The 20,207-nt window shown below is 65.8% G+C and carries 16 protein-coding genes; 6 read left to right on the top strand and 10 right to left on the bottom strand.

The window, feature by feature from the left end; genetic code table 11:
* Positions 1–104 precede the first annotated feature (104 nt).
* From Rhe02_RS04145 to Rhe02_RS04135, 3 genes are all read left to right on the top strand, one after another.
* Complete coding sequence (locus tag Rhe02_RS04145; protein ID WP_203906707.1) at positions 105–1,301, top strand: epoxide hydrolase family protein; 1,197 nt, start codon at positions 105–107, stop codon at positions 1,299–1,301.
* A gap of 106 nt (positions 1,302–1,407) precedes the next feature.
* A complete protein-coding gene (locus Rhe02_RS04140) occupies positions 1,408–2,364 on the top strand; it encodes a redoxin domain-containing protein (protein ID WP_203906706.1) in 957 nt (318 codons plus the stop codon).
* A gap of 94 nt (positions 2,365–2,458) precedes the next feature.
* Complete coding sequence (locus tag Rhe02_RS04135; RefSeq protein ID WP_203906705.1) at positions 2,459–3,577, top strand: FAD-dependent oxidoreductase; 1,119 nt, start codon at positions 2,459–2,461, stop codon at positions 3,575–3,577.
* Positions 3,578–3,697: 120 nt separating this feature from the next.
* Here the strand turns inward: Rhe02_RS04135 and Rhe02_RS04130 are convergent, their stop codons facing one another.
* The 4 genes from Rhe02_RS04130 to Rhe02_RS04115 all read right to left on the bottom strand — a co-directional run bounded on the left by Rhe02_RS04130 (position 3,698) and on the right by Rhe02_RS04115 (position 6,258).
* On the bottom strand, positions 3,698–3,934 hold the full coding sequence (locus Rhe02_RS04130) for a putative signal transducing protein (RefSeq protein ID WP_203906704.1): 237 nt from the start codon (positions 3,932–3,934) through the stop codon (positions 3,698–3,700).
* Positions 3,935–4,125: 191 nt separating this feature from the next.
* Positions 4,126–5,241 (bottom strand): WD40/YVTN/BNR-like repeat-containing protein, encoded by a 1,116-nt coding sequence (locus Rhe02_RS04125; protein WP_203906703.1) that lies wholly within the window; start codon positions 5,239–5,241, stop codon positions 4,126–4,128.
* Positions 5,242–5,341: 100 nt separating this feature from the next.
* Positions 5,342–5,845, bottom strand: coding sequence for a SigE family RNA polymerase sigma factor (locus Rhe02_RS04120; protein WP_239123334.1), 504 nt, complete (start codon positions 5,843–5,845; stop codon positions 5,342–5,344).
* Between the two features lie 128 nt (positions 5,846–5,973).
* The gene (locus Rhe02_RS04115; RefSeq protein WP_203906701.1) at positions 5,974–6,258 is read right to left on the bottom strand and encodes a DUF3303 domain-containing protein; all 285 of its coding nucleotides are present in this window, start codon (positions 6,256–6,258) and stop codon (positions 5,974–5,976) included.
* 76 nt (positions 6,259–6,334) lie between these two features.
* On the opposite strand from Rhe02_RS04115, the gene Rhe02_RS04110 reads away from it, so the two are divergent.
* Both Rhe02_RS04110 and Rhe02_RS04105 read left to right on the top strand, forming a co-directional pair.
* A complete protein-coding gene (locus tag Rhe02_RS04110) occupies positions 6,335–7,105 on the top strand; it encodes a HEAT repeat domain-containing protein (protein ID WP_203906700.1) in 771 nt (256 codons plus the stop codon).
* Positions 7,102–7,446 carry a hypothetical protein gene (locus Rhe02_RS04105; RefSeq protein ID WP_203906699.1) on the top strand — a complete coding sequence of 115 codons (345 nt, stop codon included), beginning with the start codon at positions 7,102–7,104 and terminating at the stop codon, positions 7,444–7,446. The genes Rhe02_RS04110 and Rhe02_RS04105 overlap by 4 nt, the downstream gene beginning before the upstream one ends.
* A 136-nt stretch (positions 7,447–7,582) precedes the next feature.
* On the opposite strand, the gene Rhe02_RS04100 is transcribed toward Rhe02_RS04105, so the two are convergent.
* From Rhe02_RS04100 to Rhe02_RS04085, 4 genes are all read right to left on the bottom strand, one after another.
* Positions 7,583–8,413 (bottom strand): carbohydrate ABC transporter permease, encoded by an 831-nt coding sequence (locus tag Rhe02_RS04100; protein WP_203906698.1) that lies wholly within the window; start codon positions 8,411–8,413, stop codon positions 7,583–7,585.
* A 1-nt stretch (position 8,414) separates the two neighbouring features.
* A complete protein-coding gene (locus Rhe02_RS04095; protein ID WP_239123333.1) occupies positions 8,415–9,293 on the bottom strand; it encodes a carbohydrate ABC transporter permease in 879 nt (292 codons plus the stop codon).
* Between the two features lie 71 nt (positions 9,294–9,364).
* Positions 9,365–10,660, bottom strand: coding sequence for an ABC transporter substrate-binding protein (locus Rhe02_RS04090; RefSeq protein WP_203906697.1), 1,296 nt, complete (start codon positions 10,658–10,660; stop codon positions 9,365–9,367).
* A 136-nt stretch (positions 10,661–10,796) separates the two neighbouring features.
* The gene (locus tag Rhe02_RS04085) at positions 10,797–12,773 is read right to left on the bottom strand and encodes a glycoside hydrolase family 127 protein (protein ID WP_203906696.1); all 1,977 of its coding nucleotides are present in this window, start codon (positions 12,771–12,773) and stop codon (positions 10,797–10,799) included.
* 208 nt (positions 12,774–12,981) lie between these two features.
* Here Rhe02_RS04085 and Rhe02_RS04080 point away from each other — a divergent pair, with 208 nt between their 5' ends.
* Positions 12,982–14,067: a LacI family DNA-binding transcriptional regulator gene (locus Rhe02_RS04080; protein ID WP_203906695.1), complete on the top strand. Its 1,086-nt coding sequence runs from the start codon at positions 12,982–12,984 to the stop codon at positions 14,065–14,067.
* Between the two features lie 8 nt (positions 14,068–14,075).
* On the opposite strand, the gene Rhe02_RS04075 is transcribed toward Rhe02_RS04080, so the two are convergent.
* Positions 14,076–15,437 carry a beta-xylosidase gene (locus Rhe02_RS04075; protein WP_203906694.1) on the bottom strand — a complete coding sequence of 454 codons (1,362 nt, stop codon included), beginning with the start codon at positions 15,435–15,437 and terminating at the stop codon, positions 14,076–14,078.
* Between the two features lie 691 nt (positions 15,438–16,128).
* Positions 16,129–20,112 carry a S8 family peptidase gene (locus tag Rhe02_RS04070; protein ID WP_203906693.1) on the bottom strand — a complete coding sequence of 1,328 codons (3,984 nt, stop codon included), beginning with the start codon at positions 20,110–20,112 and terminating at the stop codon, positions 16,129–16,131.
* Positions 20,113–20,207: the final 95 nt, after the last annotated feature.

Genomic DNA, 20,207 nt, shown 5'->3' with positions numbered 1-20,207 from the left:
ATTTCGGCCCTCGGTTCACCGGGCCGGTGGCAGAATCGGTAGATGTGCCAGCCCAGGCCGGCGCGTTGCGCCGGTGGTTTTCCTACCACGGCAGGTGGTGAATCATGCCTAACGACATTGAAATCCGTTCCTTCCGTTTCGATACGCCGGAAGGAGCAATCGAAGATTTACGTCGCCGGATAGCGGCAGTACGCTGGCCCACCCGAGAGCTGGTCAACGATCGTTCCCAGGGTGTACAGCTAGAGACGATTCAAGAAGTTGCCCGCTACTGGGCGACCGACCACGACTGGCGTGCGTTCGAGACGAAGCTGAATGCGCTGCCGCAGTTCATGACAACGATCGACGGCGTGGATATCCACTTCATCCACGTGCGGTCCAAGCATGAGAACGCGCTTCCGCTGATCATGACGCACGGCTGGCCGGGTTCGGTCGCCGAGTTGCTCGGCGTGGTCGAGCCGCTCACGGATCCGACCCGTCACGGCGGGACCGCCGAGGATGCCTTCCATCTGGTGCTGCCATCCTTGCCCGGCTATGGTTTTTCGGGCGAGCCAACCGAACTCGGCTGGGAGAACGGCCGCATCGCCAGCGCGTGGGCAGAGCTGATGAGTCGCCTCGGCTACACCCGTTACGTGGCACAGGGAGGCGACGTCGGCGCGGCTGTCACCGATGCGATGGGCCGCATCGGACCCGAAGGGCTACTTGGCATCCACGTCAATCTGCTCGCCGGAGCGATCGGCATCAAGGACATGCTGCCGGCCAGCACTGAGGAGGAACGCGCGTCGCACGTGAAGCTTGACGCCTTCACCATGGACGGCTTCGGCTACTTCCTCGAGCAGTCCACCCGGCCGCAGACGATCGGCTACGCGCTGACGGATTCACCCGTCGCGCTAGCGGCCTGGATGCTCGACCACGACACGGACAGCTACCACAAGATCTCCAGCGCGTTCGTCGAGGGCAAGCCCGTGGGAGGCCTCACCCAGGACAGCATCCTCGACAACATCACGCTTTACTGGATGACCGGCACCGGCGCCTCAGCCGCCCGCTGGTATTGGGAGTTCGGCCGGTTCCTGGCGCAAGCCCATGCGTCCGGTCAGCCACCGCCGCCGGTCAAGGTTCCGGTCGGCTTCTCCGTGTTCCCCGGCGAGCTCTGGGCCGCCCCGCGCAGCTGGGTAGAGACGGTCTACCCGGGCGTCGCCTACTTCAACGAGGTCGACCGAGGCGGCCACTTCGCCGCCTGGGAAGAGCCGGAACTCTTCACCACGGAGATGCGCGCCGCGTTCGGCCCGATCCGAAATTCCTGATATTGCCGCGACCGTCTGAGGTGACATGCGTCGAGGCCGCGTCGGCCTTGACGCATGTCGCCGTCACGACAATCTAAATTGGACCATCACCCGGGAAGGCTTTGCCATGTGGGAGACCCGCGAGAGCCCGCACATGCCGCCACTGGATGGGGCAGCCGAATGGCTCAACTCCGAGCCGCTTGATTCCGCCGATCTGCGCGGCCAGGTCGTCCTCGTCAATTTCTGGACGCTGACCTGCATCAACTGGCTACGTCAGGAACCCTATGTGCGTGCCTGGTGGCAGGCGTACCGAAACGACGGGCTTGTCGTCCTCGGGGCTCACACGCCGGAGTTCACGTTCGAGCACAACGTCGGAGGCGTAAGGCGGGCAACCGAGGACAGAGGTATCGACTACCCGGTAGCGATCGACAACGACTACAAAATCTGGAGCAGCTTCGACAACCACTACTGGCCGGCGCTCTATTTCATCGACAGGGAAGGGGTCATCCGCGACAGTCACTTCGGCGAGGGACGCTACGAGGAGTCGGATGCGGTCTTGCAGCGGCTGCTCGGCATCGAGCGTGAACCGGTTGCCGTGGAAGGGCTTGGCGTCGAAGCGGTTGCCGACTGGGACCACCTGGCCACACCGGAGACGTATCTGGGTTACGGCCGAGGCGAGAAATTCGCCTCGCCGAGCGGTGTCGCGATCGACCAGCGCGCCAGCTACGTGATACCCGAACGCTTGCTGCTCAACCACTGGGCGCTCGCCGGGGAGTGGACAATCGGGCGGGAGAAGGTCGTTGCCGACCGCGAAGGCGCCAGCATCGCCTGCCGATTCCACGCACGCGACGCACATCTGGTGCTGAATCGGGGAAACGCTGACCCCGTCCCGTTCCGTGTGCTTCTGGACGGCGAGGTGCCAGGCCCGTCCCATGGCGTGGACGTTGACGCCGAGGGCACCGGTCTACTCCGAGACGGCCGCCTCTACCAGCTTGTCCGCCAGAACGGCGCAGTGCGCGAGCGGACGGTGGAGATCACGTTCCTAGCTCCCGGTGCGGAGGTTTACGCGTTCACCTTCGGCTAGCGGAAGGCCGCGTTTGTGACGGCGTTGCGAAGATACGGTGCCGGTTGCGTGCAAATCGAAGCACAGTCACGGGATCGGCCCTACCGTCGCCGGTGTGAAGACAGTGGATGTGCTCGTCGTGGGCGCGGGCCTGGCCGGCCTGACCACTGCCCGCCTGATCGCGGAGCGTGGGCTGCGGGTGATGGTGGTCGATCGCCGTAGGACGCTGTCAACGGGGATTCGCACGACCGGGATCTTCGTGCGGCGTACCCTCGACGACTTCGACCTGCCCGACCACCTGCTCGGACCGGGGATCCGGGACGTGCTGCTGTATCCACCGTCGCGACACGACCCGGTCCGGCTCACCAGCGACCGGGACGAGTTTCGGGTGGCCGACATGGCGGCCGTCTACGAGCACGCCCAACACGCAGCCGAATCGGCCGGCGCCGAGGTGACACTAGGTGTCAAGTATGAGAATGTCCGAATGGGCGTGGCCCGGTTCGCCGATGCCGAGCCGGTGACCGCCCGGTTCATCGTCGGCGCGGACGGAGCCCGCTCGACCGTCGCTCGCGATCTCGGCCTTGGCGTCAACCGGCGCCTGCTCATCGGCGCCGAGTACAGCTACCCAGTGATGCCCACAACCTGCGTGCCCGCGTTTCATTGCGTGCTGGATCCCCGGATAGCACCCGGCTATCTGGGCTGGGTCATCAACGACGGCTGGCACAACCATGTTGGCGTCGCAGGATACCCGCACGCCATGCGGGGCGGGGTACGCCGGCTGCTGGACGCTTTCGCCACTGACGCGCCCGGCGTTGTGGCACCGGCCGGCCCGGTGCAGCGCCGGGGCGGGCCGATCCCGGTCGGTGGCGTGTTGCGGCGCCTGGCGTGCCCGGCCGGGCTGCTCGTCGGCGACGCGGCGGGGGCGGTGTCTCCCTTGACGGCCGGCGGTCTGGACCCATGCCTGCGCATGTCGGAACTGGCCGCGACGGTCGCCGTCGGGTACCTGCGCACCGGCGACCAGAGCGTGCTGAGCCGTTACGACGGGCAGGCGCTGCGAAACCGTTTCCGTGGCCGGCTGTTGCTGCGCCGTGTTCTGGCCGGTGTCCGGTCAACCACGGCGGCAGAAGCGGCCGTGGCGCTGCTGCGCGGGCGGGCAGGGCGCGCTTTCGCGGCGCGGATCCTCTTCGGAGACGGCTCATTTCCCGATGTCACCCCACGGCTTGCGGAGGTCTGAGCCGGGCGAGACGCGTGCGTGGTCGATTAGGTTAGGTCGGCTGATTCCGGCGGACCACGGACGCGCGGCGGGGCCGATCGCGGTAGTCGAGGTCGCATCCTGCCGGGCGGTCGACCGCAGCTAGCCTTCGAGAAGTCCGGTGCTCCCGCCACCGGCCAGAATCTCCCGCGCATAAGCCTCCTCCGCAGCGGGAACAAGCACTCTTACGCCTTGACGCTGCAACTGTGGCTCCTGTCCCCCGACGTCGTCGGCTGACACGACGGCGCTCACGCCGTGACTGCGCAGCAGACCAGCCATCAGCTCCGCTTCTATGCGGCTGTCGACGACTGCCAGCGTCACGATCTCGCGATCCACCACCTCGGCTACCTCTCCTACGTGATACTGGGGAAATCCGTCAATCCCCCGCCTTCCAATAACCTAACGCTTGCTGGCGCGCGGTTGTGCCAAGAAGCTGCTGAGCTGTTAACGCCGCGAACAAACACTTGTGAACCCATGTGGCGATGTTGCAACGCCACATGGGTTCCATTGTTCCTATTGTCAGGAAGGATTCAGCTCGCTGGCAACGCCGCCGGAACCGGGAGCGGAAAGAAGGACACACCGCTGTCGGTGGAAATCCACGCTGCCGGCATGACATCCAACGGGTCTTGGGGCATCTTGTCTATGGGCGTGAGGTCTACCGGACCCGCGAGGACGATCACGCCTCCGGTCAGATAGAAATCGTGGATGTCTGTGGGGACGCCGGGAATCAGCACCGGTGTGTTCGTTCCGGCGGCGATCCGGTGCACCTCACCATCGTTGGCGAAAGAAAGTGTCACCAGGTCCCCGTTGGGCAGAACGAGCCCGTTGTAGCAGTCTGGCATGGTGTCCGACACCAGCTGCCAGGTCACACCGCCATCGATGGAGCGCCGCAGCTTAAAGGCGCTGGAAGATTGGTCCACGCTGGTTATCGCGTAAACGGTCTGGCCGTCGACCGTGGCGATCCAGCGGGTGACCTCGTTCTCGTCTGGTATCAAGGTTTGCCACGTCGCGCCGAGATCCCGGGTGACCTTTATGCACGAGCCCTTCTCGCAGCCTGAAGTCCAGTAGCTGCCGTCGGAGGCCGGAACGAGCCGCGCTCCGCGGACAAACGGGTCCAAGGAGTCGGCGAGAAGAACGTGCCGATCGTAGAAGTCGAATTGCAGAACCTTCCCAGGCGGGTTCAGGTCGTATATTCCAGGCATCGGGTTCCAGGTTTCGCCGCCATCGGGGCTCGTCCAATAACGACCGTCATCGGCGGCCAGCGCCAGAGTGCCCGCTTCGGGCGCCCAAAGCGTCGGCGAGTGGTAGGCCGTCGGCGGCGATGTGTTCGGCGCTGGGATCGGCCGCTCCTGCCACGTCTTCCCAGCGTCGGCCGTCTTGATCAGGCTGAGAAGACACCTCGACGGCTGCTCTGGCATGGGTTTTTTGCGCGGCGACATCATGAGAATGGCATCCGGTTGGACGCAGCGTTGCTGTAACGCGTACCCATGAAAACGGTCATGAAAGACGACGTTGATCACATCAACGGAATGCAGCGCCCGCGCCATCGGCGGGTTGGCCACGTCGGAACCGGCGCGGCCGAGCATTGGCACGGCCACTACGACCGCCACGACCGCGAGCCCTGCCGCCGCCATGCTAATTCCCACTGTCCTGCGCCTGCGCGCTCTGACTACCCGCGCCAGCATGCTCTCGCGGCTGATGAGCAGCATGGGCTCTGTGCGACGCAGTTCAACACGCAATTGCTCCTCAAAATCTCGCATGGGACGCCTCCTGTGACTCGCGGGGTTCTAGCTGCCGCCGCAACGCTTGCAAGCCACGGTGGCGAAGAGACCGAACGGTGGCGGGCCGCCTTCCGAGGAGTTCAGCGATCTCCTCATCGGGCAGGTCGTCCAGATAGCCCAGGACAAGCACCGCCCGTTGCAACCGCGGCAACAAAGCCATCGCCCGACGCAGCGCGTCGCGCGAATCCACGCCGGCGAACTCATCGCTCAGCGCCGCTCGATCCCCCAAGGCCTCGAACGCCGGCTCCCGCCGCAACACCCGCCACCGGCTCAGGAACGTCCGGAACATCACCGTCCGGGCATAGGCCAGAGGGTTTCCGTCGCGCCTCACCCGGCGCCACGCTCCCGCCAGCTTGACCAGCGTGTCCTGGACAAGGTCCTCCGCCGCATGCACATTGCCAGTGAGCATGTAGGCGTAGCGGCCCAACGACGGCAGGCACTCGGTGACAAAGCCATCGAAGCTATGCACAGCACCCCCTCTCTTAGGTCTCGCCCTCCAATACGCTCGCGTCCCACCCGCTGTTGCACCCAGATTCGAGATCGACACTGTCAGCGGGTTTTCCCACGCATCGCCTCCATATCGGACCGCAGTGGCGCCTACCGGCTCACGGCATTGACGACCGCGGAGGCTTCGCCGCTTGTCACCACAGGCACAACCTCGAAGTCGATCAGATCGTCCCATCGGCCGATCCAGGTCATCAGCAAACTCAGATCGTCGCACTCCATGAGCTGAAAGCATCGGCTCAAGCTGGCTTCGACCCAGCTATCGACGTAGCGCAGCCCGTCGGGCATCATCCGTCCGTGCTCACGTGCCCGCTCGTATACAGCCCTCGCGCCGTGGTCACGGAAACGTTCCACCACCATGAACAGCATGACGGTCATGGTAGTTGTATAAGCGTGGGTCTTGAGAAGCAGAATGGTGTTGCGCCCGCTGCCCGAAGCTTTGCAGGATGACCACATGTCAACGTCGGAGCTCACCGTCGCGCAAGCCTTCGACCAAGCACTGCTTGCAGCTGCCGACGACGACGAGGATCGCCGGTGGGAGCTGGTCAGCTGGCTGCACGTGAACGGCGGCGGTCAAGCCTTGACGGTCGCGTCACGTCTGTCTGAGCACCCCGAGCCGGTGTATCGCGCGCTGGCCGCCGACGTCCTCGGCCAGCTTGGGGCCGGCCCGGGAGCGCCGGCGATCGATGGACCGTTCCGCGAGGGCGCGCTCGAGCTGCTGCTGGCCATGGCCCAGCGGGAGCATGACTCCGCGGTGCTCAACAGTATCGCCGTGGGTTTCGGGCACATCGGCGACGAGCGGTGCCTGGAAACGCTTGTCCAACTGCACACACACCACGATGCCAAGGTTCGCGCGGGTGTCGTTTTCGGACTGCTCGGACGTTCACAGGCGGTGGCCCTCAACGTGCTGATCACGCTATCTTCCGACGACGAGCCTTCGGTGCGCGACTGGGCGACCTTCGGCCTGGCCCGCCAGACGAAACAAGACTTCCCGCGACTACGAGACGCCCTAGCCCACCGCCTCACCGACGATGATCCAGACACCCTCGCCGAGGCGATCCACGGGCTCGCGCTGCGCGGCGACGAACGAGCGATCCAGCCGTTGCTCGACGCGCTGCAATCGCCGCTACCTGTCAGCGACCCCAACGTCCTCACCGAGGCGCTTTATGCGCTCGGTCCGTTGACTCGCGGTCGCATTGACGCGACATTATACTCATCGCTATGAATACTTCGATTCGTTCACTAGCGGTCGCCGTGACCTTGCTGCTCGGGGCGCTGGTCGTGCCCGCAGCCCCGGCGGCAGCCGCCGTACCGGCACCGCATTGCGAGTCGGGCGGCTCGCGCTTCTTCTGCCTCGGGTCAAGCACCGGGACAACCACGTGGCACGTGACCATCGTCTTCCCGCCAGCCACCGATGTGATCTACACGACGGCCGGCCCGAACCTCAGCACGAGATGCCCGAACCCCGGCCGAGGGTTGCAAGTGTTCTACACCTTCGTCTCGAACGGCGTTACCGAGATCAGCGGCAACACCAGTTTCTGGTGCAATCCGGGCCAGTGGACGTAACCCGGCGCACTTGAATCACCGGCGGTGGCCTGGCGCGCTTGAGTTACCGAGCGCGCAGGCCGTCGAGCACGACTTTGAGGATCATGCGAGATGCGGCTGGCTCCTCATCGCCAGGCGCGGTTTGCCGGTTGGCGTGTCAGCCTTTGAGTGCGCCGGTCATGAAGCCCCGCACGTAATGTCGTTGGAGCAGAAGGAAAAGCACCGTGCACGGCAGGGCAAGGACGACCACGCCTGCCTCGGTCGCCCCGTAGTCGACCACGCCCTGCACCTGGCCGCGCAGGTTGGCCACGGCCAGCGGCAGGGTCATCTGGTCGGAGTCGTTGATGAGGATGAGCGGTGCTATGAAGTCGTTCCACGCGGCCAGGAAAGCGAACAGCCCGACGGTGATGAGGCCGGGCTTCACGGAAGGGAGCAGAACCCTGCGCAGAAGGGCGAAGGATGAGCAGCCATCCACTTGCGCGGCTTCGTCCAGCTCGCGTGGTATGGCCTCGAACGATATCCGCATCATGAACGTCGCGAAGGGCAGCTGGAACATGGTGAGGACGAGGGCGACCCCGACCAGCGAGTTGGCCAGCCCGACGTTGTTGAGCAGCACGTAGAGCGGGATCAGCAGGGTCGCATAGGGCACCATGAGAATGGCCAGGGTGGCAAGGAAAAGCAGGTTCCTTCCCGGGAATTTGAAGCGGGCGAAGGCGTACCCGCCGAGTAGGGAGATCAGCAGCGTCAGCGTCACCGTGAGCAGAGACACGAAGGCGGAGTTGGCTAGGTATCGCCAGATGCCGGCCTGGTACCCGCCGAGCGTCACGTAGTTGCCGAATCCCCACCCGTGGACCTGGTTGGTGCCGGGTTGCGGAGCGACCGACCTGACGGCCGTCCAGCCGAGCGGGAAAAGGAAGATGGCGGCCAGGCCACCGGTGAACACCCAGTAAGGCATCCGCAACGCCACGCCCGCGACGGTGGTCCGCATGTCAGCTCCCCTCGGAACGGAAGGCGCGCAGCTGCGCCACGTTGATGACGATCAGGGCGAGCAGGCCGATGACCGACAGCGCCGCCGCCACACCGAGGTCGTTCTGGCCTTGGAACGCGACCGTGTAGATGAGCTGGACGACCGAGATGGTGCTGTTGTCCGGCCCGCCTTTGGTGAGGATGTAGAACTGCTCGAAAGCAAGCAGCGAGCCGGTCACGCACAGCACCGTGCTCAATGCCAGGGTTGGCCGCAGCAGCGGGAGGGTGACCCGGCGGAACTGCTGCCAGCGGCTCGCGCCGTCGATCAGGGCCGCCTCGTGCACCTGGGCCGGGATTCCCTGTAACCCCACCAGCATGAGCACCATGTAGAAGCCGGCGTAGCGCCACACGATGAGAAACAGGGTGGATCCGAGCGCCATGTTCGGCGTACCAAGAAAACTTAAACCAAGGCGTTGCATCACTGGCGCAAGCGGACCGGCAAGCGGCGAGTAAAGAACATAGAAAAGCAATGACGCGGAGGCGAGGCCGAGAGCGCTCGGGATGAGGAAAGAGGCCCGCAGCAGGTTGCGCCAGCGCGACGACTCCTGCACCAGGAGGGCCAGGCCGAGCCCCAGGCCGATCAGGAGAATCGTAGCTAAAATGGTGTATTTCAATGTAAAGATCAGGGAGTCTGCAAAAAAACGGTTCTGCACGGCTTTTGCGTAGTTGTCCGGGAAGTTCAGGCCCTTGTCGCCGCCCAGCAGCGGCCATCTCGACGCGGACATCTTGAGCACGAGCAGCAGCGGCAAAGCGAACAGCAACGCCACAAACACCGCGGTCGGGGTCGCGTAAAGCCAACCCATCAGGGCATTGCCGTCGCGCCGCGACCGTTTCTTGACCACATCTCCTCCTGATGCGATCGAGGGACTGGCTTGGCCGGCCAGTGAGGACAGGCTGGCCAAGCCAGCCGGTTTTACTGTGCGAGTACCGCTGTCACCTGATCGTTGTTCTTTTGCAGATCCGCGCCGTCGCCGAGCACATAGTTGCGCACAAGGGTCAGCCACGGGCTATTGGTGGCGTTATACGCCTGCTGGAAGTTGAGCGCCACCGGAGTCTTGCCGTTGCCGGCCACCTTGTTGATGGTGACCAGGCGTGGGTCCTTCGCCGCGAACGAGTTGTTCGCCAGGTCAGACCGGGACACCACGTCGTTGTTCTTCGCCAGCACGTCCACCTGGGCCTTCTCCGACATCATCCAGTTCAGGAAGTTCCATGCCTGGTTGGCCTTCTTGGAGTCCTTGGAGACACCGATGCCGTCACCGCCGACGAATGTCGATGCGCCACCGTTGACACCGGGAATGCCCGCCACTCCCACATCGAATGGGGTGGATGAGAGCAGTGTCGCGGGGTAGAACATAAGGCCCACCTTGCCCTGTGTGAAGCCGGCTGTCCACGTTGGACCGGCCTCGTCTTTGGACGACGGCAGCACCGCGCCCGACTTCCACAGGTCCTGCCACGTCCCGAGCACCTTCTTGGAGGTATCGGAGGTCAGCAGTGATTTCTTCCCGTCGGGGCTCATGACGTCCTGACTGTCCGCCCAGAACGACGGGAACCAGGTGAAGACCATGCAGCCACCGCAGTTGAGGCCGGTCGCGGTGCCGTAGACGCCGTCTTTGTGCAATCCCTGCACGGCCTTGGCGGCCGCGGCGAACTCGGCCAGAGTTGCCGGTGCCTTCTCCGGGTCGAGCCCCGCGTCCTTGAACAGAGCCTTGTTCCAGAACAGCATCGACAGGTCCAGCACGAAGGGCAGAACATAATTCTTGCCACCGTCGGTACCGGCGGCGAGGTGGCCCTTGTTGATGGAATCCTTGAACGACAGAGCGTTCACGTTGGCGCTGATGTCTTTGAACAGTCCTTGCTTCACCCAGTTGGGAACATACACGATATCGGCGGCGAAGAGGTCAGGCAGGCTGCCAGCTCCGGCTGCGGCACCGACTTTCGCTACATAATCATCATTTGGTACGACGGTCAGCTTCACTTTGTTCTTGTGGCTGGCGTTATACGCCTCGACGAGCAAGTTGGCTTGCTTCTCCAACGGTGCGCGGGTCCACAGCGTGAGCTCGCTGCCGTCGTCGACCCCATCCGGCCCGGCCTGTACCGTGTCGCTGGTACCGGCGTTGGAACCGCATGCCGCGAGGACGACGGCGAGCCCGGCGGCGAGGACGGCGGTGACTGCCCGCCGACCGCCCCGCAGGCTTGCAATGCCTTTCATGACTTCTCCTTTGGTCACAAAATGGCGGGACCCGCTCCGCCTTGCAACGGGCGGTCCCGGGTCGGTGCAAAAGCCGTCCGGACACACCGGGCTCGGTGGCCGTACGACGCGGCTATGGCGAGCTAGACGCGCTGGGTCATTGCTCGCCTTCGCCTTCGGCGGTGGGAATCCAGACCCGCATCGGCCCTGGTTCCCTGTTGCCCCAATAGAAGTAAGGGATCGCGGTCAGTGGGATGCGCGCTTGCGAACGCGGCGGCGACGGGTATTCGCCATACAGATCGGTGGGTCCTGGCGCCTCCGGCACGAGCCCGCTCGCCGACAGCATCACCCTTCCGTCACCGGAGTCGGTCGCGGTGAGGACGCCGGTGTCCAGGCGAACGTCCTCCAGAACAACACCTTCGGGTAGATCAGCCTGCTCGACGCTGTACACGAGAGGCCCGCGCATCAGAGCGACACACCCTCGTACGGCGTCGACCCGGGCATGAGCACTGACCAGCCTCGCGGGCATCGGCAGATCCAGCACGATGGTGGTGTCCTCGCCCCACACGCGGGTGAGCCGCAAATATCCGTCGTCCACAGCGACATCGACGGCGATCCCGTCGATCGCCACCGTCGCCTGCGCGCACCAGCCGGGTACCCGCAGTGCGAGCGTCCACGATTGCGTGCCGGCGGCGCGCACCCGCACCCGGACTTGGCCCTGCCACGGGTAGTGGGTGTCCATCTCCAATTCACCGTGTCCGGTGTGGACGTTTCCGGACGCGTAAAGGTGCAGCTGGACCCCATCGCCATCCGCGGTGGCCACATAGGACTGCAGCGATGCCATGAGCCGGGCCAGGTTGGGCGGGCAGCAGGCACAGGTGTACCAGGAAAGCCGCTGCGACGGGGCGTCCTCGTGGGATCCGTCGTGGCCTGTCCGCAGCTGGAGTGGATTGGAGTAGAAGAAATGCGTTCCGTCGGTTGAGGTGGCGACACCGATCGCGTTGTAGAGGGCGCGTTCCATCTCGTCGGCGTAGCGGCACGCGCCGGTGGCCAGCAGCAGCCGCCAGTTCCACTGAAAGCTGGCGATGGCGGCGCAGGTCTCCGCGTAGGCGCGGTCGGGCGGCAGCTCGTACGGGTCGCCGAAGGCCTCACCCCAGTGCCGGGAGCCGTGTCCGCCGGTAAGGTAGGTCTTGGTCTGGAACGCCGATTCCCACAGCCGTTCTGCGGTGTCGAGCAGCTGGCCGTCGCCGGTCTCGACCGCCACGTCGACAACGCCGGCCAGTAGGTAGAGCTGGCGCACGGCGTGGCCGGTCACCTCGGTGGCGTCGCGGACAGCGACATGGTCCTGGAAGTAGGCACGGCCGAACCGGTCGTCCTCGCCGAGCAAACCCTTGCCCCGCAAGTCAATGAAGCGCCGCGCCAGATCGAGGTAGTCTTGCCGGCCGGTGGTGCGGTGGAGCTCGACGAGAGCGGTCTCGATCTCCGGGTGGCCGCACACGGCTTCGCCATCCTCGGCCCCAAAGCGTTGCACCGCAAGGTCCGCCAACCGCTGAGCCACCGCGAACAGTTCCGCGCCCACGCCCGCCCGGGCGCAGGCTACCGCCGCCTGGATCAGATGCCCTGCGCAGTAAAGCTCGTGGCTGGTCTTCATCTCGTCCCACCGCGTGCGGCCGGCGTCCGACTGGACATACGAGTTGAGGTAACCGTCCGCCTCCTGCGCGCGGGCAAGCAGTGCGGATGTCGTGTCGATGAACGCCCGCAGCGCCACATTGGCCGGGTCGCGCCCGAGTTGCCAGGCCGCGGCCTCCAATGTCTTGTAGATGTCGGAGTCGCTGAACCACATCCCGACGTGTGGCCCGCTCACCTCCCCGAGGGCGCGGCGCACGTTGTCGATGGCGCCGCTCTCGTCGAGCTGCCGCACGCAATGCGGCAGGGTGGCCGTGGCGTTGCGCTCCTGCCAATGACCGAGCAGGCCCTGCGGGTCGAGGCGGACGGCGTCAAGCCCGACCGGCCGCAGTGCGGCCACCGCCCCACCGGTCGGGCTGGCCGGACCCTGCCGGGTGGCAGGCCCCGCCGTAGCGATGGCCAGGGCATCTGTCGGATGATCCGGCAGCGCGTGCAGCTCCGTCGTCATGCTTGTGCCGCCTTCTAGCTCTTGCAGTCGGATGATCCATTTCGGTCCGCACAGCCCGCGTTTCGGATGCCGACCAGGCAGGGGGCGCTTTGCCCTTTGATGGCAGGGCAACCTGGTACCGAAAACACTTTCGGGAATTTTGCGATGTGATCTCTCGGTTGTCAAGGAGCACCGTGGAGGACGGTCAAAGTGCCAGGTACAGTGCGCCATGAAGACAGGCGAAACGGCGGTGCGACCCGAAAGGCTTTCGGTGGCGAGGCAGGCAGCTAGGCAAAGTGAGCGTTCAGCGACCCTGACCGATGTGGCTCGGCAGGCGGGGGTCTCCATTGCCACCGCCTCGAAGGCGCTCAACGAGCGCGACGAGGTGGCGCCCGCGACCCGGCGACGGGTGCTCAAGGCCGCCGAAGAGCTGGCGTTTCGGCCCAACGCCATGGCGCGCGGACTGAGCTCGGGGCGCACCCGCACGATCGGGCTGCTCACCGACGAGCTGGGCGGAAGGTTCGCCATCCCGATCCTGCTCGGCGTGGAGAACACCGCCGGCAACGAGGAGATGTCGGTGCTGCTGTGCGATGCGCGCGGTGACGCCATCCGCCGCCAGCACTATCTGCGGACGCTGCTGGCGCGTTCGGTCGACGGCCTGATCGTGCTGGGCGAGACGAACGATGTGCGGGCTTCGCTCGCCGATCAGATCGCGGTGCCGGTGGTCTACGTCTACGGGGAGTCGGACAACCCGCAAGATCTGTCGATCGTCTCCGACGACCGCGGCGGGTCAAGGTTGGCCGCCGAACATCTGCTGGCGCAGGGCCGGCGGGCGATCGGGCACATCACGGGCGAGCCGACCTACCGCGCCGCCCGGGAGCGGGCCGAGTCGCTCGGCGAGACGCTGGCTGAGGCCAAGCAGCAGATCGTCGGCGGTCCCATGTTCGGTGACTGGACGCAGCAATGGGCCCGGCACGCCGCACGCACCCTGCTCGCCGCGCATCCGCACCTCGACGCCATCTTCTGCGGCAGCGACCAGCTCGCCGTGGGAGTGGCGGACACCCTGCATCAGATGGGCGTGCGCATCCCCGATGACGTTGCCTTGGTGGGGTACGACAACTGGGAGGTCTTCTCGGCGCAGAGCCGCCCGCCGCTTACCACCATCGATCTGAACCTGCAGGAAATCGGCGCCGCCGCCGCCAGATACCTGTTTCGCGCGCTGGCCGGTGAAGACCTCAGCGGAATCATCCGCCATCCCACGCGGCTGGTGGTCAGAGAGTCCACCGGACCCCGGACCACCAGCCGCACGGCATAGTCATCAGCTCATGGCGTCAGCGTGATGGCGTAGGCGTCGTTGGCGTTGGTCCAGTTGATGGTGACCAGGATGGAGTTGCCGCTGACGGTGAAGCGGCTGTTGGTGACCACCGTCGGGGCGCTGACGAACGCGTTGGTCGACGGCATCCGCTCCACGAGGACGTTGACCGAACCGTTGGTGGGCAACCATGACGGGATGTTGTTGTAACGGATGTCGATGGCGCCCTGCGCTCCCCCGGCCCGCGCCCCGTAGACGGCAAGGGACCGGCGGGCGCCCGAGTCCTGGAACACGATGCCGTCGTGCGACGAGCCCGGTGTGATGTTGGTGCGCTGGCCGGACTGGTCGGCGTAGCGTTTGTAGACCCACCACTGCCCCATGGTCTGGCCCACGTTGGAGGTGGTGAGCCAGCCGAGAGTGTCGTAAAGCGACGGAGTCTGGCCCACATTGCCCCAGTTGGCTCGGGCGCCGTCGCAGTTGCAGCGCTCCAGCCGGGAGATGTACCAGGCGGACGGGCCGGGCTGCTGCTCGGCGCCGAACGCGCCGTACTCGTTGACGGAGAAGCCCTGCACGCTCATGCCGCGGGCGGCGAGCAGGTTGTTGGCCGTGGCCGCGTCGGAGGCCGGGTCGCCCGGAAGAGCGTGCCAGCTAAGGATGTTCGGCACCACGTTGTTGGCTCGCACGTAGTCCAGGTACTGGGCGAACCAGCCGTTGGCAGGCCCGCAGGCGCAGCTGGGACCCATCACGACCACGCCGGGGAGCGCGGCGCGGACCAGCTGGGTACCGCGGCGGATCATTTCGAAATACTGGGCCTGACTGCGGCCCCAGAAGAAGATGTTCGGCTCGTTCCACATGTCCCAGCGCACGTTCGATCCGGTCATCCCGGCCGCACGCACGTCGGCGATGATGCGGTTGACGAAGTTGGTGTAGTCAGTCCAGTTGCCGTTGTCGCCCGGCCAGCGAGGCACGTTGCAAACCCCGTCGGACCCCCACAACCCCGACAGCAGCATCTCGACACGGGCGCCCGTGCGCTGTGCCCGGTTGTAGTAGGCGCGCATGAAGTTCCACCGTGCCGTGTAGCCGCCATTGACCCAGCCACCGTTGGGACAGCCGATCTGCGACCCGCCCGCGCGCATAATCTTGACCTTGATCTGGTCGGTGGTGGACAGCGGGGGCGAGGACGCGTTGGTCGAGGTGCCGTAGATGAAGCCGGAGGCGCGGTAGGTCGGCGTGCCGCCGAAGAGCGCGAAGTTGACGGTCATGCTGTCCACGGCGGCGAACGCCGGGGTGCTCGGCTGGACAAGCACAACCAGCGTCACGAGTGCGGCCAGCGCCGGGAGCAGGCGGGCCTTGCGGATGGATCGAGCTAACACGTTGAGTTTCCTTTCTGCAGGGACGCGTAGAAAGACGGCGCCTTCACCCGGCGCCCGGGACGGGCCACCCCACAAGACCAGCAATATATAGACAACTATCTATATATTGGCCCGGCTCAGGCCTAGGAGCGATCCGTATTCGGCACCGCGGACCCGGTGGGGCCCGGAGCACCTCCATGAATGACTCAGAACTAGCCACACGATGGCTGACGAAAGCGCTTTTGGCAAGATGCCTTCGGAGCTCCGTCGCAGGTTCCGAGTGCCGCGAGCCCTGTGACCTCCCGCCGGTTACCGAAAGCTTTCGGTACCTTTCGGCGCTCGGCGACGGGCGCGATGCGTGGCCGGCGCGGCAAGGTCAACGCTTTCCAGCGGGGGCTAGCGCCGCGATCTCCAGCTGGCGGAGGCTCTCCGGCTGGGCGACCACGTCGATCCCGCATCGATGGTGTGCCCAAGCGCAAGCAATGCTTTGACCTGTTCGTCAACGAAGATCCCGCGAAAGCTTCCGTTCTCCGGCCACAGGTTCGTCACCGCCAGCACTCGCAATCGATCTTCGAACCTGCCCAGGAACCTACGGTCGCAAGCTATGCCCCAACCGTGGGGAACATCAGGGTTGCCTTTGAATTCGCGCCGTCGTGCTCCAGAACCAAGAAGGTGGTTGGGCACCCGGCCGGGCACCCAACCACCGGGCCAATCACTCGACGAAGCCGCCGCGGTGCCGCGGTGAGGTTCGCTCACTGAGCTGGAACGCCCTCGGGATGACCTGTTCTACCCGATTGCCGTCGGCGTCCCAGGCCTCGGCCTTGATGCTGACCGTGTCCGAGGCGCGATGCTTGGCGGAGGGGTGCAGCACGGCCACTGCGTATTTGCCGTCGCCCTTGGGAACCACCAAGGCCTGGATCCATTTGGTACCACTGTCGTAGCTGACCCATACCTTCACGCCCTGAATCCGTGACGCGTTGGCCGAGGGCTGCCGGTAGGCGGTCACCTCGAATAGCTGCGCTCCTGGTGCCGGGGTGGTGTTGCCCAGGCTCAGGCCGAGGTCGTAGTTCAGGAAGATCAGCGGCTCGGCCCGGCAGCCCTGATAGTCGCCGGCAGGTGAGTCCTGCCGCACACACCTGTACTCGCCGGAGACCGTGTCGGTGTTCGCGGTCCCCTCGGATCGGAAGTCCCACACCGTCTTCGTGCCGTTGCGGTAGAACGAAGCGTCCATCTCCAGCCGGTAGCGGCCGCTGTCCGGCGGCAACCGGTAGGCGGGCAGGAATCCCTGGTACGGCGTCATCGGTATCTCGGTGCCATCGCGGGAGAGCTTGAGCCCCTTCCACATGTCGGGCGGCGGGCTCAGCAGGAACTCATAAGCCACGACCCCACCGGTGAAGGCCGGATCGCCGCCGGTCCAATACATCTGCGGCCAGAAGAGGTCACCGTCGCGGCAGCCCGCGCAGATGTCGGGCCGCGGGACGCCACGCAATGCCGCGCCGGGCACGATCGGTTCGACGTTCCAGTCCTCGGTTGTCCGCCGTGGCTTGGTGAAAACGTCGGCCCGGTTGACGAGGGTGGAGATGTCGCCCCCGAAAACCTCTCGCCATACCTCGGCTTGCGGATCGACCGACCAGTATTCGGTCATCGTGCTCGGCACGTTGAACTCGTTGGTCTGGTTGATCTGCATGGGCTCGCCCGAGTGCCAGACGAACTGCACCCGATTTACCGAGGCAGCCCGGCCGGAGTGGTAGCGGGCCTCGATGGTGGTGAGGTCCTTCGCCTCGAACCGCAGCACCGGCTTGGCCGGTATGGCCTTGCCGCGGGTGAAGTCGGTCAGGTAGAAGGAATACGGCGAGACGGGGGTCGAGGTGAGGCTGATGCGCACCGGCCCGGAAGACAGCAACGCGGTGAGCCGTTTCGCCTCCGCCGTGCCGATGGTGACATAGGGGATCTGCGGCTTGTCGGCGTTGGCCGGCATGGGGATCATGTAGATCGGCACCCCGCACAGATCGGAGTTCAATACCACCCCGGCCGCGCCCGCGTCCTTGAGCCGCTGCAATGTTTCCGGCGGCAGAACGCAGGACGGATCGATGCGCATCAGGGCAAGCTTGCCCGTGAGTCTGGCCTTTGCCGTGTCGGCGGCGGTCGCATATGCCACGTCGACCAGTTCCAGTGTCCTGCTGCCCTGCGGGAAGCGGACCGGGGTCGCGAAGTGTTGGTGCCCCTCGGGGTACATCCCCGGATACAGCGGGTTGAGGGCGAAGGACCCGCGCCCCTCCACCTTCATGGTGATGTCCGGGGCGGTGAATGCCCCGTTGAAAGCGGTCAGCACGGTGCCGTCCTTGACCGGCGCCGAGGGAAGGCTCCACATGTTGCCGTCCCCGTAGGCGTACACCGTCCCGGTGACCGCGCCGATGGAGCCATCGCCCATCAGACGGGTCGTCAGACGCGCGGCGGAACGGTTGGCGCCGATCGGCTTGGGTGCCTTGAACTCGTTCTTGATCGCCTGGTTGGAGTCCAGGCTCAGGTCGGTCGGACCGGTCACCAGCACCTCGGGTGCGAAGATCTCGGGATGCTGCCATTGGTTGTCGTCGGAAGCTATCCAGGTCGGCTGCCAGTGAATCATGTAGTTACCCGCGGCCACTTCGCCTTCGAAAACCATGGATTCGCCGGGGAAAGTGACCGGCCGCAACGCGATCCGGGTGGGCTGCGCCTGCCTGATTCCGGTTTTGGCGTCGGCGTCGCCGAGGCGGTACACAAACATCTGGTTGAACCAGAAGGCACTCTCCCCCGGGATGCACAAAACTCCGTTCTCACAGGTACGCGAGACCGCAGTGACCCTTAGCCGGTGCTTGAAGTCGCCGATGGTAAGCCCGACCGGGATGGTCAGGCGCAGGTCGGCGGCGGCGTTGGTGGCCACCACCGACCCGGTGTAGAGACCGGCGGCCAGCCCGTTGTGGGTCAGCGTCGCACCGATCGAGGCCGTTGCCCCGGCCGGGATCGTCACCGACTGGCTGTCGACGGTCAGTGTCCCCGCGGGAACGGCTGTGCCGTCGGCTTTGCGTATCGACGGGGTCAGGTCGAGGGTGACCGGTGCCGAAGTCGGGTTGCTGTAGGTCAGCGTGCGGGCCATCGTCCCGTCGCCCGGCACGGCCAGGAGCCCGAAGTCGGCTATCGGCGTGGTGACCAGAACCTGCTGGCGGCTGGCGCGTCCGGCGTCGACCCGCCCGGCGCCCTGCTCGTAGACGGTGTAACCGCCGTCGCGGGCGGTGGACATGAGCGCCGCCTTGAGCTGCGGGCCGGTCCATTCGGGATGCTGCTGCACCAGCAGCGCGGCCGCACCGGACACGTGTGGTGTGGCCATCGACGTCCCGCTGGCGGTCGTGTAGCTGGCCCCGACCGGCGTTCCCATCGAGGTTCCTGCCGCCCGTGCGGCGACGATGTCGACACCGGGCGCGGTGATCTCCGGCTTGATCGCGGAGTCGCCGCTGCGCGGCCCGCGGCTGGAGAAGCCGGCCAGCTGATCGGTCTTGGAGACCGCGCCAACGGTCAGCGCCGCGTCGGCTGCGCCGGGCGCGCCGATCGTGCCCGGCCCGGAGCCGTCGTTGCCCGCAGCAATCACGAACAGAGCGCCGGTCTGGGCGGTCAGCGTGTTGACCACCTGGCTCATCGGGTCGGTGCCGTCGCTGCAGCATCCGCCGAGGCTCAGGCTGATCACGTCTGCGCCCTGCTCGATGGCGGCCCACTCCATGCCGGCGATGATGTCGGAGTCGCGACATGACCCGCCGCTGTCGCAGACCTTGCCGATGATGAGGCTCGCATCCGGTGCGACCCCCTTGTACCTGCCCGTGGAGGCGGCGCCGGTGCCCGCGATCGTGCTCGCCACGTGGGTGCCGTGGCCGTGGTCGTCGATCGCCTCCGCGACGCCGTCCACGAAGCTGCGGCTGGCGATCACCTTGCCGGCCAGGTCGGGGTGGGTGGCGTCGATGCCTGAGTCCAGGATGGCGACCTTGGCCCCGGCGCCGGTGTAGCCGGCCTGCCACGCCTGCGGCGCATTGATCTGCGGCACGCTCTGGTCGAGGACGACTTTGGCGACCCGGTCGAGCCAGATCTTCTTGACTCCTTCGGCCAGCGGCGCTTCGGCGGCTGCAACACGGGCAGTGCTCTTCTTGGCCAGACCGTTCCAGAACTCCTTGGCGCGGCCCTTGTCCACCGTGACGGTGGCGGCTGCTTTCACACTCCTGAGCGGGGTGGTCGTGGCCGCGGCGGCCAGCGGCTTGACAGCCCCGCGGTACTCGACGATCAGCGGCAGCGCCCCCTCGTTGTGGTACTTGTTCTCCACCAAGTACTGCAGGTCGAACAGCTTCTCGTCCAGCTCCCCGTCGTCGATGCGTTCCTGGACGTCGGCCGGGATGGCGTGGATGCCCTCGCCAGTGGAGTACCAGGTGATCGAAGGGATGGAGCCATCGGCGCGGACGGCGGGCTCGAGCTTGACCTGGATCCGCCGGTCGATGCCGACGGACAGGGTCGCCTTGTCGCCGGTGATGAGGGTGATGGCGTACGAGCCGGGCGCGATCGAGGTGCGGATGATCGCCTGAGCGGCGGTTTGCGTCGCCTGAGCGGTGGTCTGCCCCGCCTGGGCGGCTTCGGGTTCGGCGACCGCCGGCCCGGTGAGGGCGAGCACTATGGCCAGCATGGCGGCGAGCGTCCGCAAAGGAGCACGCGGGCGGTCCGGCGTGGCCGCGCGACGTTTCGGGATCAACACGAGGGTCCTTTCGAGAGGGTCTGGAC

Source organism: Rhizocola hellebori, from assembly GCF_016862955.1.
Classification (GTDB): Bacteria; Actinomycetota; Actinomycetes; order Mycobacteriales; family Micromonosporaceae; genus Rhizocola; species Rhizocola hellebori.
This window is presented reverse-complemented; position numbering and strand designations above follow the sequence as displayed.

Coding starts and splice junctions, on each gene's coding strand:
- Rhe02_RS04140 (WP_203906706.1), top strand. CDS start 1,408: ATGTGGGAGACCCGCGAGAGCCCGCACATGCCGCCACTGGATGGGGCA.
- Rhe02_RS04085 (WP_203906696.1), bottom strand. CDS start 12,773: ATGACGACGGAGCTGCACGCGCTGCCGGATCATCCGACAGATGCCCTG.
- Rhe02_RS04110 (WP_203906700.1), top strand. CDS start 6,335: ATGTCAACGTCGGAGCTCACCGTCGCGCAAGCCTTCGACCAAGCACTG.
- Rhe02_RS04145 (WP_203906707.1), top strand. CDS start 105: ATGCCTAACGACATTGAAATCCGTTCCTTCCGTTTCGATACGCCGGAA.
- Rhe02_RS04080 (WP_203906695.1), top strand. CDS start 12,982: ATGAAGACAGGCGAAACGGCGGTGCGACCCGAAAGGCTTTCGGTGGCG.
- Rhe02_RS04100 (WP_203906698.1), bottom strand. CDS start 8,413: ATGCGGACCACCGTCGCGGGCGTGGCGTTGCGGATGCCTTACTGGGTG.
- Rhe02_RS04070 (WP_203906693.1), bottom strand. CDS start 20,112: ATGCTGGCCATAGTGCTCGCCCTCACCGGGCCGGCGGTCGCCGAACCC.
- Rhe02_RS04105 (WP_203906699.1), top strand. CDS start 7,102: ATGAATACTTCGATTCGTTCACTAGCGGTCGCCGTGACCTTGCTGCTC.
- Rhe02_RS04090 (WP_203906697.1), bottom strand. CDS start 10,660: ATGAAAGGCATTGCAAGCCTGCGGGGCGGTCGGCGGGCAGTCACCGCC.
- Rhe02_RS04115 (WP_203906701.1), bottom strand. CDS start 6,258: ATGACCGTCATGCTGTTCATGGTGGTGGAACGTTTCCGTGACCACGGC.